We start from the raw sequence: 13,701 nt of genomic DNA, 5'->3' as shown, positions 1-13,701 counted from the left end.
AAATCACACCGGCCACGCCCCAGGCCGACAAACTCGTACCACCAGACGAGAACGCAGAAGCCCTGTCGGCGGTACTGTAGGCAAAGCCCTGCCGACGTGACCGAGGAGAACAAACCAAAAACCCAGGGAGAGAGCTGACAATCACTGGGTAGGGGGCTGGGCGCCTCGCTGACTACGGCCGCCGGGAAGGTTCAAAGCAAAAGCGGCGGACAGCTGAAGGCCTCCCCGGGTGGCTGAAGACTCTCTCGCATGGGCAGCTAAAGCCCCTGCCTCACCGGCGGCCGAAGGTTTGCCAACCGGCGGCCGGAGGGCTGAAGTGGCCGCCCACTGCCCCGGATCCTTCAGTCCTCTCCCTGGGGTTTTGGTTTGTTCTCCTCGGTCACGTCGGCAGGGCTTTGCCTACAGTACCGCCGACCAGGTGTCAAGTTCATGCAAGCCCAACCGCAGCCCAACAACCATTACCGCAGCGGCATGGACTTGATACCTGGGCGGCGGTGCTGTACCCGTAGGGCTGCCGACGTGAGCGAGGGGAACAAACCCCCACCTCACAAACCGCCAGCGCAGGGACTAGCAGGGCCCACCTATGGAGCTGGCGCCAGTTCTCCGAGGGATCCGAGGCCCTCGCCGGAGGCGCCTGCTTTACCCAGCTTTTGACTTTTGGTTAGCTTTTGACTGGCTTTCAACCCTGCCACCGAAACCCCGCCACCCGATAAACCGGATCCGGCCGCCTAACATCCTGCCCCGGCAACGCCCCCAACTCCCGACAGAGCTCCGCGATCCGCTCCGGCGCAGCATCATGCGACCACGTGAACTGCTCGCGCACCAAGCGGATCCACTGCCGAGGCGACTTGCCCTGGTTGTGCCCCACGTACCCCGAGCCCCCCACGTACTCCAGCCCCGCCTCGGCGGCGACCGCGTTGACCCGCTCGAAGTCGTCCGTCGCAGGCGGAGCCAGCTCTCGTTGAGCCGCGCGGAGCAGAGCCCCAGCGTCGCTCTCGGTCGAGAACTGCGCGGAGTTCTTGTTGACCGTCGTCACCATCACGCCGCCCGGACGCAGCACCCGCGCCGCCTCCCGGACCGCGCCGGCTACCACCTCGGGGCTGACCAGGTGTAGCAGCCACATGAACGTCACCGCGTCGGCGGAGTGGGAGGCGATCGGCAGCCGTGTTGCGTCCCCACGGACCGGGAGCTCCAGGCGGGTCTTGGCGACCTCCAGCATCCCCGCTGAGGCGTCCACTCCGATCACGGTGCGGCCCGGCGCCTTCAGCAGCTCCGAGACGATGCCCGTGCCGCAGGCCACGTCCAGCAGCACCGCCGTCCGCTCTGGGACCAGACCCGGGACCAGTTCCGGGACCAGTTCCAGCACCGCGTTGGCGGCCGCTCGGGCCCGCTCCATGCCCCCGCGCGTCTGGTCGTAGGTGGCGGCTTCGAGATCGTAGTCCAGCACGTCCCGACCCTATGACGTGCGGAGCGTGGACGCCGATGAGTTTCGGCCCGCCGCTTCGTCTACTTCTCTGGACGCGAGTCGCGAGCCCCGTAAGCCTCGCGAGCCCCGCCAGTCCCGCAACCCCCGCAAGCAGACAGACACCCTCCCACCAAGGAGCAGACCATGACCGACTTCATCACCGTCGCCGTCACCCGCGTCATCGACGCCCCCGCCGCCAAAACCTGGCGCGCCACCACGGAGGCGCCGCACTTCGAGCAGTGGTTCGGCGCCGAGCCCGGCACGGCCCGGATCGACCTGCGGGTCGACGGCACGTGGAGCGCCATCGTCGAGCGCGAGGGCGTTGAGGGCGAGCTGACCGGCCGCTACCTGGAGGTGGTCGAGAACCACCGCGTGGTGATGACCGTCCCCAACGGGCCCGAGACGCTGGAGGTCGCCTTCGACGTCACCGACCTCGGCGACGGCCGCAGCGAGGCGACCTCCAGCACCCGCGTGGCGGCCGAGGCCAAGCCGGTCGTGGAGGAGACCGCCGGCGGGATCCTCGCCGAGATCGCCAAGATCGCCGAAGCTCTGTGACGGCGCCCTCGTGATGACCCTCTGACCACGCCGCGAACCGCGTACGTACTCCCCGCAGAGTACGTACGCGACCTCCCCCAGCCGGACGTCCTCCTCCCCGCACGTGGACCAGGATCACTGTAGGCAGGAACCAGAACCCCGACGCAGGGAGAAGCCCCATGAACCCCCGCCCCTTCCGCTTCGGCGCCGTCGCGGCGCTCGCGCCGACCGCCCAGGCCTGGCAGGAGCTGGCCCGGCGGGCCGAGGACCTCGGCTACAGCACGCTGCTGGCCCCGGACACGATGGCCACCCTGGAGCCGTTCACCGCCCTCGCCGCCGCCGCGGCGGCCACCGCGACGCTGCGCGTAGGCACCTTCGTGCTGCCCGCGCCGTTCTACACCCCGTTCGAGATCGCCTGGCGCACCCTGGCGCTGGACCTGCTCTCCGGCGGCCGCCTGGAGCTGGGCCTGGGCGCCGGCCGCCCGGCCGCCGAGACCGAGGTGGTGCACCGCGAACGCCCCTTCGGCAGCCCGGCCGAGCGGATCAAGCAGCTCTCCGACACGATCCACATCGTCAAGGAGGAGGTCTCCGCCGCGGCGGACGGCCACTCGCTGCTGAAGCCGGTCCAGCGCCCGCACCCCCCGATCCTGGTCGCCGCCGGCGGCCGCCGGATGTTCCAGCTCGCCGCCGCCGAGGCCGACATCATCACCCTCGGCCTGGACCCGGCCACCTCGGAGGAGGGCCTGGCCGAGAAGGTCGCCGAGCTGAGGGTCATCGCCGGCTCCCGCTTCGACGACATCGAGCTCAGCTTCAACCTCTCCGGCGTCGGCACGGAACTGCCCGACTTCCTCCGCTACCAGATGGGCGTCGACCCCGCGGAGCTGATCCGCACCGGAGCACCGTCCATCCTCACCGGCACACCGCAGGAGATGGCCGACAAGCTGCGCCGTCGCCGCGACGAACTCGGCATCTCCTACATCGCGGTGAACGGGATGTTCCTGGACAAACTGGCACCGGTGGTGGAGCTCCTCGCCGGGACCTGAGCCCCAGGCCCTCAAACTCAAACACGCCCTAAATCAGGGCCCGAACAGCGTCGTACTGGTACCAGGGCTCGACCAGGATCCGCTCCGGCCGATCGAAGTGTCCGCGGGCGCTGACCCGGTAGTACAGCATCCGCCGCACGCTCTGCGACGCGAAGTTCCCACCGATGTTGTGGCCCAGCAAGTAGTGCGCCAGCAGCAGATCCCCGGCGCGCGCCCGCACCTGCTCCGGCTCCGGCAAATCAATGTCCGGATAGGCACAGAACGCCTCGACACCGCGCTGCCGGAAGTACTCGGCGTGGGCGCGATGCGTACCCGGCCAGACCCACAGGTTCCCCGAGTCCTCAGCCGTCTGGTCAGTGACGAACACCCCCGCCAGCAGCGTGAAAGTGTTCGGCACGAGCGCCGGATCGGGCTCGGGGTTGCGCGCGTCGATGTGCGGCCGTCCCGGCCGATGCGGGAACGGCGGAATGTTCAGCGCGATCTGGACCTGCCACGGCACATCGAGCAGCCCGGGCCGGGCAAGCGCCTCGGCATGGGCGAACCCGCTCGGCCCCTCCGCCCCACCAGCCATCGGCCCGCCGGCCGTCAAAGGCGCGATCAGCTCCGGCTCGTCAGCGGCCTTCGGAAAGTAGAAGTGGTTCCCGACCACCCCCTCGCCGGGCGGATCGGCCTCGACGATCTCGCTGATCCGCCGATGCGCCCGCTCGACCACCTCGGGCGCCACCACGTCCGGGACGACGAGAAACCCGCGTTCGCCGAATTCCTTGAGCTGTTCATCGGTCAGCACGCGCCCCAGGCTATGCAGCGTGCTCGCCACGCCGCGAAGGGTTTTACGCCCGCGCCATCCCGGTCCGCGCCTGAGCCGTCCGAGCCGCCGGCGACCATCCCGGCCCGCGCAGCACGTATCCGGCCTTGTCCCGCCAGCTCCCGGCGCCCCGCACGTCCCGCGCGATCGCCGCGTATTCGTGCACTGCGACCCGCAACGGGTTGTACGTGCCGATGTTCTTCGTCAGCCCGAACTCCACCGGCTCACCCTCCGGCTCGAAGGAGCGGAACAGCCGGTCGAAGACGATGAACACGCCGCCGTAGTTCTTGTCCAGATAGCCCTGATTGGATCCGTGGTGCACCCGGTGGTGCGACGGCGTGTTCATCACCAGCTCCACCGGCCGCCACATCTTCCCGATCCGCTCGGTGTGGATCCAGAACTGGTACAGCAGATTGAGCGAACCGGTGGCGAAGATCATGTACGCCGGGAAGCCGGCCACGGCCAGCGGCAGGATGAACACCGTGCTGCCGACCCCGGTCCAGGTCTGCCGCAGCGCCGTCGACAGGTTGTAGTGCCGGCTGGAGTGGTGCACCACGTGCGAGGCCCACAGAATGCGGATCCGGTGGTTGGCCCGGTGCTCCCAGTAGTAGCAGAAGTCATACGCCGCGAAGATCACGATCCAGCTCGCCGCCGAGCTGCCGATCCGCCACGGCGCCAAGGCGTGCGTGCCCGCGACGGCGGCCACCGTCACCAAGCCCCAGGCCAGATTGCACACGATCGACCCGATGCCCATCGACAGCGAGGTCGCGGTGTCCTTGACGGTGTAGCCCTGCTCGCCCGGGTCCGGGAAGAACCGGAGCGAGAGCAGCTCCAACGCCATGAACAGCACGTAGAACGGGATGGCGAGGGTCGTCAGGTCGATACCGTCGATCACAAGGCGCACGTTACTCGCGAGTAGCGCGACTGACCAGAGTCAGCCGCGCCACCCGCGCGGAAATCCGCCTAGAACGGCCAGGCGTCATCCTGTCCGGCGGTCAACAGCCCGAACATTGTGAACACCTTGTCCGAGAAGCCCCCGATCTCGTACCGGTTCGCGACCCCCGGCGGCAGCGCCGACCGGCCGTAGCCGGTGGTGTTGATCCCGAAGACCGGCACCGACTTCGGGATGAACGCGTCCGCGCCCTTCCCCTTGTCGTAGTAGTACGGGAACGCCTGCATGTCGGAGACGATCACCACACGGTCGTGCCCCTTGTAGGCGGCCCGCACCGACTCCACGATCTGCGTCCCGTAACCGACCTCGCCGACCCGGCTCGTGAACACCTGGATCGAGCGCAGCACGCTGGCCCCCGCCGGCGGCCGGTGCGAGAAGACGCCGTCCGCGAAACCGACCAGATCGACCGAGCCCGTTGTGCTCACCGAACCAACCGAACCAACCGAACCGACCGACCCGACCGACCCGACCGAACCCGCCACGCCGCCGCCCACAGCGCCACCCGATCCACCCGCCCCACCCCGGACCGCCAGCGCCACCCCGATCAGAGCCCCCACATCGACGTGCCGCACCCGCGACCGCGCCGACACCACGCCGTTCATCGAACCCGAGGTGTCCACCAGCACCAGCGTCCGGCCCGGCAGCTCCGGGATCCCGGCGATCGCGTGGCCCAGCGCGCCCTCCAGCGCGTGGCCCCAGCGCAGCGACGGCGCCGCGCGATAGGCCGACAGCCACCGGTACGGCAGCATCCGCGACCGCGCGACCTGTCCGGCGTCCAGGAACCGGGCGCAGACCTGCGACGCCACCTCGTCGCGGACCCCGGCCTCGTCGAAGTTGCGCAGGTTCCGGGCCAGCGCCATCAGCCCCATCGACGGGATCACCGCCTCCCAGGCCGCGGCGTCCATCGGGCCCTGCAGCCAGCCGGCCAGCGCCTCCCAGGTCATCCCGGCCTCGGCCAGCCGCTCGGACCCGCCGTCGGCCAGCAGCACCCCGCGCCGCTCGGCCACCGGCAGCGCCAGCAGCTCCGCGCGCTTGGTCAGCGTCCCCAGCGCCGCCGGCACCGGGTTGTCCCGGTTGTGCCGCCGGTCCAGCGCGTGCCGGAACAAGTCGCCCTGCCACGGCTTGCCGACCGCGGCGGCCGGATGCACCAGGTCGATGACGTCGCCGAACCGGAAGCCCTTGGCGTCCGAGTCGTACTTGGCCAGCGTGTACTCCGAATACAGCCGTCCCACGGCATCGGCGACCCCGCGCTTCACCGGCTTCGGCAGCGCCCGGCCGTAACGGCCGGTCCAGTACCCGAGCACCTCACCGGGCTCGTCGGCCCGCCGGCAGGCGGCCGCGATCAGCTGCCGGTTCTGCCCGGACAGACCCACCTGGAGCCGCGCCCAGACCGCCTCGCAGGCCGCGACGACCGAGGCCGACCGCATGTTCGCCTCCGACCGCAGCCAGCCGACGAACCGCAGCATCCACTCCGGGTCCTCCAGCGCGACGGTGTGGACCAGGTCGCGATACCGCTTGTCCCGATCGTCGGCGGCCTCGTAGAAGGTGTCCTCGCCGACCATGTTCGTGACCGCGAGCAGGAAGAGGTCCGACTTCGCGTCGCGCCGGTACGCCTTGCCGCCCTCGAAAGTCTCAATCGGGTCGTGCCGCGCCTTGTTGAACTTCGCCATAACATCCACCCCGCAAAGAAATGCCTCCCGAGATCAGAAGTCGGCTGCGGTGCTTAAGGAACGTCATAGCCACTAGACCACACGCCCTCTTCCGAAGGCGGGCCGGATTCGAACCGGCACCTTTCCCCTGACTAAGAAGTATCCGCTGCCTGCGCACCGGGAGTGCCATCACAGAATGCTGCTGGAGCCGCGTCGACGTCCAACGAATATCGTGGCTATCATCACGCCATGCTCCCCAAACCGCTGCACGTCGCCAACGAGGGTCTCGCCTTCCTGCTGGAGCTCGTCGCGCTGGTCCTGCTCGCGGTCTGGGGCTTCCGGACCGGCTCGAACGTCGCCGTCCACGTACTGCTCGGCCTCGGCGCCCCAGCGCTGATGGTCGTGGTCTGGGGCGCCTTCGCCGCGCCGCGGGCCCGGGTTCAGCTGCCGATGGCCGGCGTACTGGCGGTCAAGACCGTTGTCTTCGCCGCCGCGACGATCGCCGGCTACGCCGCCGGCTGGCACGCGTTCGCGATCGCCTTCGGCATCGTGGCGGTACTGAACATGGTCATCGCCGCGTTCGACCGGGAGTCGTTGAAGAACGTGACCGCGCGGGAAGCGGCGTCCAAGTCAGCTCCCTGATAACGTCGACCACCGCGTCCACCTCCGCGGCCGTGTTGTAGTAGTGCGGGGACAGCCGCAGCGCCCAGTCCACGTCCTTGTCGACGCCGAAGTCGTACTGCGCGAACTCCCGGAAGCTGAGCGCCGAGTTCACGCCGCGCCCGTCCAGCGCCTTCTTGAACGGCTCCGGCTCCCAGCCGTCGATCGCGATGGTGACCAAGGCGCCGAGCCGCGCGCCATGGTCCAGCACGCGGACGTTCGGCAGTCCGGCGAGCAGCTTGCGCAGGTCGGAGGACAACCGGGCGGCGCGGTCGGCGATCGCGGGCAGGCCGATGTCGCGGGCGTAACGGACGGCCTCGGCACTGCCGATCACGGCCGCGTACGGCATCTCCCACTCCTCGAAGCGGCGCGCCGTCGCAGCAGGCTGATATTCCTCGGCGGAAGTCCATCGCGCCCCGTGCATGTCGATGAACAAAGGCTCGTAGCCCTGTTCCAGAACACGATCGGAGGCGTAAAGGAAACCGGTCGCCCGAGGGCCACGCAGGAATTTGCGGCAGGTCGCAGTCAGGAAGTCGCAACCGATTTCCTGGACGTCGACCTCCAATTGCCCGACCGATTGGCACGCGTCGACAAGATAAAGCAGATCGAGCTCCCGGCAGTGCCGGCCGATCTCGGCCACCGGTTGTATGAGCCCTGAGTTAGTGGGAATCTGCGTGGCGGCCACCAGGCGCGGCCGCTCGCCGCGCATCAACGCGGCCATCGCCTCGACGTCCACGCCGCCCTCCGGCAGGTCCGGCGCGTGCACGATCCGCACCCCGAACCGCTTGCGCAGCGCCAGGAACGCGATCTGGTTGGAGATGAAGTCGTTGCGGGTGGTGAGGACCACGTCACCCGGCTGGAACGGGATCGCCGAGAGCGCGTTGGCGTAGGCGTGGGTAGCGCTTCCCGCGAAGGCGATGTTGCGCGGCGCGGCGTTGAGCAGCGCGGCGGTCTGGATGTGGAACTCGGCCACCTGCTCGGCCCGCGCCGCCGCGGCCTCGTAGCCGCCGATCTCCGACTCCAGCCGGAGATGGTCGATCATGGATTCCAGCACCGGCGTCGCCGGCAGACCGCATCCGGCGTTGTTGAAGTGGATGACCTTCTCGCAACCCGGAGTCTGCGCGCGTAGCGTCTCGATGTCGAGTAGCGGTTCTGCGTTACTGGCGAAAGCGCTATTCTTCCTTCTCATGTCAGACGATAGCACTCCCGCAGTGTTGGCGGGTCGGCTGCGGACCCTGATAGCCGAGCTCTCCGTCGGCGACCGGTTGCCCAGCAGCAGAGAGCTGATACGGCGGCATGGCGTGAGCCCGGTAACGGTCACGCGTGCGATAGCGCTTCTCGCCGCCGAGGGGCTCGTCACTACCCGGCCCGGCAGCGGAACCTATGTCGCGTCGCGGCGCGGGACGAGCGGGTCCGGCGGCCACGGCGGCTTCGGCAGCTTCGGCGGGGACGACAACCCCGCCGGCCCGGCCTTCGGCTCCCGGTTCGGCGGCGACACCGCCTGGCAGACCGTCGCGCTCGCCGACCGCGCCGTCGACACCCGGCCGGTGACCGACGTCCTCGGACCGCCGCCGCCCGGCACGCTCCGGCTCGACGGCGGCTACCTGCACCGCTCCCTGCAACCCACCCGCGCCCTGGCGGCCGCGCTGGCCCGGGCCGCGCGCCGCCCGGACGCCTGGGACCGCACCCTCGGCAACGGCCTGGAACCCCTCAGAGCGGTCTTCGCGCGGGGCGTGGGCGCCGGAGCGGGGCCGGAGGACGTCGTCATCACCGCGGGCGGCCAGAACGCCCTCTCCACGGCTTTCCGGGCCGTCGCGGCACCCGGCGCGGCCATCCTGGTCGAGTCGCCCACCTACCCCGGCGCGATCGCCGCCGCCCGCGCCGCCGACCTGCGCCCGCTGCCGGTCCCGGTCGACGAGCACGGCCTGCGCCCGGAACTGCTCGCCGACGCCTTCGCGCTCAGCGGCGCGCGGCTGCTGTACTGCCAGCCGACCTACCAGAACCCGACCGGCGCCGTCCTCGCACCCGACCGGCGACGGCAGATCGTGGAGGTGGCGCGCGCGGCCGGGGCCTTCATCGTCGAGGACGACTTCGCCCGGCTGCTGGGCCACGGCGGGCCGGTGCCGCCGCCGCTGCTGGCCGAGGACCGCGACGGCACCGTCGTGTATCTGACGTCGCTGTCGAAGCCGGCGGCGCCGAGCCTGCGGATCGGCGCGCTCATCGCGCGCGGGCCGGTGATGGAGCGGCTGCGCGCGGTGCGACACGTGGACGACTTCTTCGTCTCGCGGCCGTTGCAGGAGACCGCTGTGGAGCTCACCAGCGCCCCCGGATGGGTCCGCCATCTACGAACCCTGTCGGCGGCTCTGCGGGAGCGCTGTGCGGCCCTGGCGGCCGCTCTGGAGGCCGAGATCCCGGAGTGGACGGTGTCCCGGCTCCCCGGCGGAGGCCTGCACCTGTGGGTGCGGCCGACGCCGGGGGAGGACGACGCCGTGCTGGCGGCGGCGGCCCGCCGGCACGGCGTCTCGGTCAGTCCAGGGAACCGCTACTTCGCGACGGAACCGCCGGGACCGTTTCTGCGGCTGGGGTTCGCGGCTGCGGCGGACCGGACGGAACTGCGGGAAGCGGTGCGACGGCTGGCCGCGGCGCGGCGGGAGTCGGCGGGGTAGCGGGAGACGGCGCGGTAGCGGCCGGCGCCGCGCCAGCCTTCGCGCCGACCCGGAACCCGGCCGCGACCAGCACCGCGCTGATCCCGATCGCCGCCGCGGCCCAGACCATCCCGGCGTGCATCGCGTGGACGAAGGCCAGGTCCGCCTGGTGCCCGAGCCCGACCGGTCCGTGCTGCGCGGCGATGTGGCGGGCTTGCTCGGCCGACGTCTCAGCCTGCTGCCTCAGGGGCGCGGGCAGTTCAGCCGTCGAGCCGTGGAGCGCCCGCCGGTAGACGATCGACAGCACCGTGCCGCCGATCGCGATGCCGAGGACGCTCCCGGTCTGCCGCATGGTGGCGTTCACCGCGCTGCCGGACCCGGCCTGCTCCAGCGGGAGCGCGCTTAGCACCGCCCCGGTCAGCGGCGCGATCGTCATGCCGATCGCCGCCGCCTGCACGACGGCCAGGACGATGTAGAGCGCGATCGAGGTGTGCAGGCCGAACCGGGAGAACAGCAGCATGGTCACGGTCGACACCGACAGCGTCGTCCCCGTGACCAGGCGCACCGACGTGCGCCTGGCCAGGCGGACGGCCAGCGGCCCGCCGACGACGACCCCCAGCGCGCCGGGGATGCCGATCAGCGCGGCGTGCAGCGCCGAGTAGCCGCGCACGCCCTGAAGGTAGAACGCGAAGTAGTAGCCGCCCGCGCTCATCGAGAGGAACAGCATGGTCAGCGCGATGTTGCCGGTGGCGAACTGGCGCCGCGCGAACAGCCGGGGGTTGAAGCTGGGGTGCTTCAGCCGCAGCTCGACGACGACGAAGGCGGTGGTGAGCACGGCGCCGCCCAGGACCGCGCCCCAGACCGCGGGCTCGCCGAGGGTGCCGTCCTGCCCGGCCCGGATCAGGCCGTAGGAGAGCAGGCCCAGACCGGCCGTGGACAGCGCCAGGCCCGGGAAGTCCAGGCCGCGCCGCTGCGGCGGACGGGAGTTCGGCACCGTGCGGGCGATCGCGACCAGCCCGACGGCGACCACCGGGACGTTGATCAGGAACACCGAGCCCCACCAGAACCGGGCCAGCAGCAGCCCGGCCAGGACCGGCCCGGCGGCGATGCCGACGCCGGCGAAGCTGCTCAGCACCCCGAACGCGGCCGGGCGCCGGGCGGGCTCGAAGGTGAAGCTGATGGTGGCCAGCGTCGCCGGGATCAGCAGCGCGGCGCCCAGGCCCATGACCGCGCGGGCGGCGATCAGCTGGCCGGAGTCCCGCGAGTAGGCGGCGGCGACCGAGGCCAGGCCGAACAGCGCCATCCCGGCCAGCAGGGTGTTGCGATGGCCGAAGCGGTCGCCGAGGGCGCCGCCGGTGAAGGTGACGGTGGCCAGCACGAGCGTGTAGGAGCCGGTGGCCCACTGGAGCTGGCCGGGACTGGCGCCCAGGCCCCGGGCCGGGTCGGCGAGGGTCTCGTAGACGGTGGTCAGTGCGGTGCCGTCGATCCAGATCAGGACCTGGGCGAAGATCAGGACGGCCAGGATCAGGCGCTGGTGGTGTCCGTTCGGCGGGCTTTCGGGCATGACGGGACGACCCCCCAGGATCGGTTGCCGGTGGCGATGGCGCAGGTGACGGTGGGCGCGGGCCGATGGCTCACGCTAGGATCGACAGGTACCTGTCGGATATCAGCCTGACAAACTCGTCAGGTACCTGTCAATCAAGAATGCGGAGTGCCCTGATATGTCCTTGTCCGAGAAGGCAGGCGACGACGGAGTCGTCACTTTCCTGATCCGCCACACGTGGCTCGGCATGCGGGCCGCGATCGAGGACGAGCTCAGCGGGTTCGACCTGACGGTGCCGCAGTTCGCGACGCTGATGATGCTCGACCGCAGGCCGGGGATGTCCGTCGCCGAGGTGGCGCGGGCCTGCGGGACCACCCGGCAGGCCGCGAACGAGATGGTGGCCGGGCTCCAGGCGCACGGCCTGGTGGTGCGCTCGCCGCACCCCACCGACCGCCGGGCGCACCAGCTGCACGCCACCGAGGCCGGGCTGGAGCTGTACGGCAAGGCCAAGCCGGCGGTGCGGCGGCGCGAGGAGGCCTTGGAGGCCGGGCTCGACCCGGAGCTGCGGGCGTCGGCGCGGGAGTGGATGCTGCTGCTGGCGGCGGCGTGCGGGTTCCAGGAGCTGGACTGAGAATCAAGGCTCTGAGGTCAGAGCCTTGATTCTGAGCGGTGCTGTTCGGTTCCGGCCTTGGGCCCGGTTTCGGGCCCATTGCTCAGTGCTCGGTCGCCGAGCCCAGCGATTCTTTGCTGATGGCCCCCATCGACACCGCTCCGATCCGGCCCTGCGGGTCGAACTCGACGGTCGCGGTGGTGCCGCCCGGCAGGTCGGCGTAGACCGTGTCGCCCTCCTGCCGCCACGGCAGCTGGAAGTGGTGGAAGTACCCGGCCACCACCTCGAACGCCGACCGGTTGAAGAACTGCGCGCCGGACATCAGCAGCCGCGGCAGCGCCAGCGGGTCCGGACCGGCCACCGGCACCTGCGGATCGTCCGGCACCATGTACAGCCGCCCGGTCTCGTTGGCCTGCACGCCGATGTAGCCGTCGGCCCGCAGCACGCCCATCGCGCCGAAGGCCAGCATCTCGGCGGCGTACCGCGGGTCGTCGAACCCCGACAGGTCCACCAGCTCCTCGGAGAACTCCGGCACGCCCTGCTCCCGGCCGAAGCCGCGCAGCGCCTCGGCCGCCGCCACCACCGGCAGCTTCCCGAACCCGGGGTTGGCCCAGCCCCACAGCCAGGAGGCCTCGGCGGTGTCGAAACTGCCGAGCACGCTGATCCGCAGCTCCCTCCCGGACTGCCGGTACCGGCGCTCGTCCAGGTTCACCGTCCACGGCCCGATCGGCAGGAACTCGTTGAACTCCTCGATCTGGCGCATGCCCCAGGCCGCGTGGGGCTCCGCCATACGGAGGAAGGCATCGCTGAACGCAGAAGTCACGTGTCGACAGTAGCGGGGCTCGGCAGTTTCTGTCGGGGCGATGTCTCAAGCAGCGAGAACACGCGCAGGTGAACGCCTTGATCTTTGCCTTCGGCAGGTGAGGTCGGCCCGGGTGCCGCGGCCGCCGCGGACCGCACGCTGAACGAGCCGCCGGTCGGATCAGGATCCTGCGACCCAGAGCCGCCGGGAAACCCGCGTGCTACGAGCCCTCGGCCTCCGGCAGCGTCGCCGCGATCCCGGCGATGATGCGGCCCAGCGCGCGCTCGAAAAGCACCTGTGGATCGGACTCGTGCGGCGTGCGGGCCTCGAACACGATGCGCCGGACGTAGGGCAGCTCGCCGGACTCGACGAGGGAGACCACGTACGGCTGCCAGTCGGGATGCATGTTCGCGTGGTCCTCGGCGCCGGCGGCCGCCATCGCGCGGGCCGTGTAGTACTCCTGCTGCGCGTGGCCGACGGCGAACGTCCGCACGATCTCGGCGACGTCCATCATCTCGTCGATGTCCAGGCCCAGGCCGTCCAGGCCGGCCAGCGTCACGTCGACCATCCGCATGATGGTGGGCCCGAAGATCGGCCCGCGCATCATCACCTCGGCCCACCAGGGGTGGGCCAGCACCAGGCGGCGCAGGTTGGCCGCCATCCGCCGCATGGTCCGGTCCCAGTCGGGCTCCGGCATCGCCTCCCAGTGCCGCCAGTCCTGGCGGAGCACCTCGTCGGCCATCAGCAGGTGGAGCTCGTCCTTGTTCCGGACGTAGCGGTACAGCGACATCGGGCCGGCGCCGATCTCGGTGGCCACCCGGCGCATCGACGCCGCGTCCAGGCCCTCCGCGTCGGCCACCGCGATCGCCGCCTTCGCGATCTGCGCGCGGCTGTAGCCGGGGACCCGGCCGCGGCCGGTGACCTCGGGCCGCAGCCAGATGACGGCGTCGTCCTGATCGCGCATCCGTCCATCGTAGTCATTGCGTACGGCGC

General features: G+C 70.7%; 12 protein-coding genes and 1 pseudogene. 5 read left to right on the top strand and 8 right to left on the bottom strand.

Annotated elements, in window-relative coordinates:
• Positions 1-679: 679 nt before the first annotated feature.
• Positions 680-1,447 (bottom strand): class I SAM-dependent methyltransferase, encoded by a 768-nt coding sequence (locus tag ABD481_RS38510; RefSeq protein ID WP_344670820.1) that lies wholly within the window; start codon positions 1,445-1,447, stop codon positions 680-682.
• Between the two features lie 162 nt (positions 1,448-1,609).
• Here ABD481_RS38510 and ABD481_RS38505 point away from each other — a divergent pair, with 162 nt between their 5' ends.
• A complete protein-coding gene (locus ABD481_RS38505; protein ID WP_344670819.1) occupies positions 1,610-2,020 on the top strand; it encodes an SRPBCC family protein in 411 nt (136 codons plus the stop codon).
• A 158-nt stretch (positions 2,021-2,178) separates the two neighbouring features.
• The gene (locus ABD481_RS38500; RefSeq protein ID WP_344670818.1) at positions 2,179-3,042 is read left to right on the top strand and encodes a TIGR03621 family F420-dependent LLM class oxidoreductase; all 864 of its coding nucleotides are present in this window, start codon (positions 2,179-2,181) and stop codon (positions 3,040-3,042) included.
• A gap of 28 nt (positions 3,043-3,070) precedes the next feature.
• Here ABD481_RS38500 and ABD481_RS38495 read toward each other — a convergent pair whose 3' ends face one another.
• From ABD481_RS38495 to ABD481_RS38485, 3 genes are read right to left on the bottom strand one after another with little or no spacing between them, the layout of a single operon-like run.
• Positions 3,071-3,829, bottom strand: a complete 759-nt coding sequence (locus ABD481_RS38495) for a phytanoyl-CoA dioxygenase family protein (protein ID WP_344670817.1) — start codon at positions 3,827-3,829, stop codon at positions 3,071-3,073.
• A gap of 43 nt (positions 3,830-3,872) precedes the next feature.
• Positions 3,873-4,751 (bottom strand): sterol desaturase family protein, encoded by an 879-nt coding sequence (locus tag ABD481_RS38490; protein WP_344670816.1) that lies wholly within the window; start codon positions 4,749-4,751, stop codon positions 3,873-3,875.
• Positions 4,752-4,810: 59 nt separating this feature from the next.
• Positions 4,811-6,469 (bottom strand): TROVE domain-containing protein, encoded by a 1,659-nt coding sequence (locus tag ABD481_RS38485; protein WP_344670815.1) that lies wholly within the window; start codon positions 6,467-6,469, stop codon positions 4,811-4,813.
• 228 nt (positions 6,470-6,697) lie between these two features.
• On the opposite strand from ABD481_RS38485, the gene ABD481_RS38480 reads away from it, so the two are divergent.
• On the top strand, positions 6,698-7,090 hold the full coding sequence (locus ABD481_RS38480; RefSeq protein WP_344670814.1) for a YrdB family protein: 393 nt from the start codon (positions 6,698-6,700) through the stop codon (positions 7,088-7,090).
• Here ABD481_RS38480 and ABD481_RS38475 read toward each other — a convergent pair.
• Positions 7,017-8,297, bottom strand: a complete 1,281-nt coding sequence (locus ABD481_RS38475) for an aminotransferase class V-fold PLP-dependent enzyme (RefSeq protein WP_344670813.1) — start codon at positions 8,295-8,297, stop codon at positions 7,017-7,019. The two genes, ABD481_RS38480 and ABD481_RS38475, sit on opposite strands and share 74 nt — an antisense overlap.
• Here ABD481_RS38475 and ABD481_RS38470 point away from each other — a divergent pair.
• On the top strand, positions 8,296-9,774 hold the full coding sequence (locus tag ABD481_RS38470) for an aminotransferase-like domain-containing protein (protein ID WP_344670812.1): 1,479 nt from the start codon (positions 8,296-8,298) through the stop codon (positions 9,772-9,774). The two genes, ABD481_RS38475 and ABD481_RS38470, sit on opposite strands and share 2 nt — an antisense overlap.
• A 364-nt stretch (positions 9,775-10,138) precedes the next feature.
• Here the strand turns inward: ABD481_RS38470 and ABD481_RS38465 are convergent.
• Positions 10,139-11,317: pseudogene (locus ABD481_RS38465) on the bottom strand (MFS transporter); the annotation flags it as partial.
• Positions 11,318-11,474: 157 nt separating this feature from the next.
• On the opposite strand from ABD481_RS38465, the gene ABD481_RS38460 reads away from it, so the two are divergent.
• Entirely contained in the window at positions 11,475-11,927 is a 453-nt protein-coding gene (locus ABD481_RS38460) for a MarR family winged helix-turn-helix transcriptional regulator (protein WP_344670811.1), read from the top strand.
• Positions 11,928-12,009: 82 nt separating this feature from the next.
• Here the strand turns inward: ABD481_RS38460 and ABD481_RS38455 are convergent, their stop codons facing one another.
• A complete protein-coding gene (locus ABD481_RS38455) occupies positions 12,010-12,729 on the bottom strand; it encodes a DUF6882 domain-containing protein (RefSeq protein ID WP_344670810.1) in 720 nt (239 codons plus the stop codon).
• A 199-nt stretch (positions 12,730-12,928) separates the two neighbouring features.
• Positions 12,929-13,672: a TetR/AcrR family transcriptional regulator gene (locus tag ABD481_RS38450; protein ID WP_344670809.1), complete on the bottom strand. Its 744-nt coding sequence runs from the start codon at positions 13,670-13,672 to the stop codon at positions 12,929-12,931.
• Between the last annotated feature and the right edge of the window lie 29 nt (positions 13,673-13,701).

It is taken from the genome of Catenulispora yoronensis, from assembly GCF_039531695.1.
GTDB lineage: Bacteria > Actinomycetota > Actinomycetes > Streptomycetales > Catenulisporaceae > Catenulispora > Catenulispora yoronensis.
Note: the sequence above shows the minus strand (reverse complement) of the source record. Positions and strands in the feature narration are given on the sequence as shown.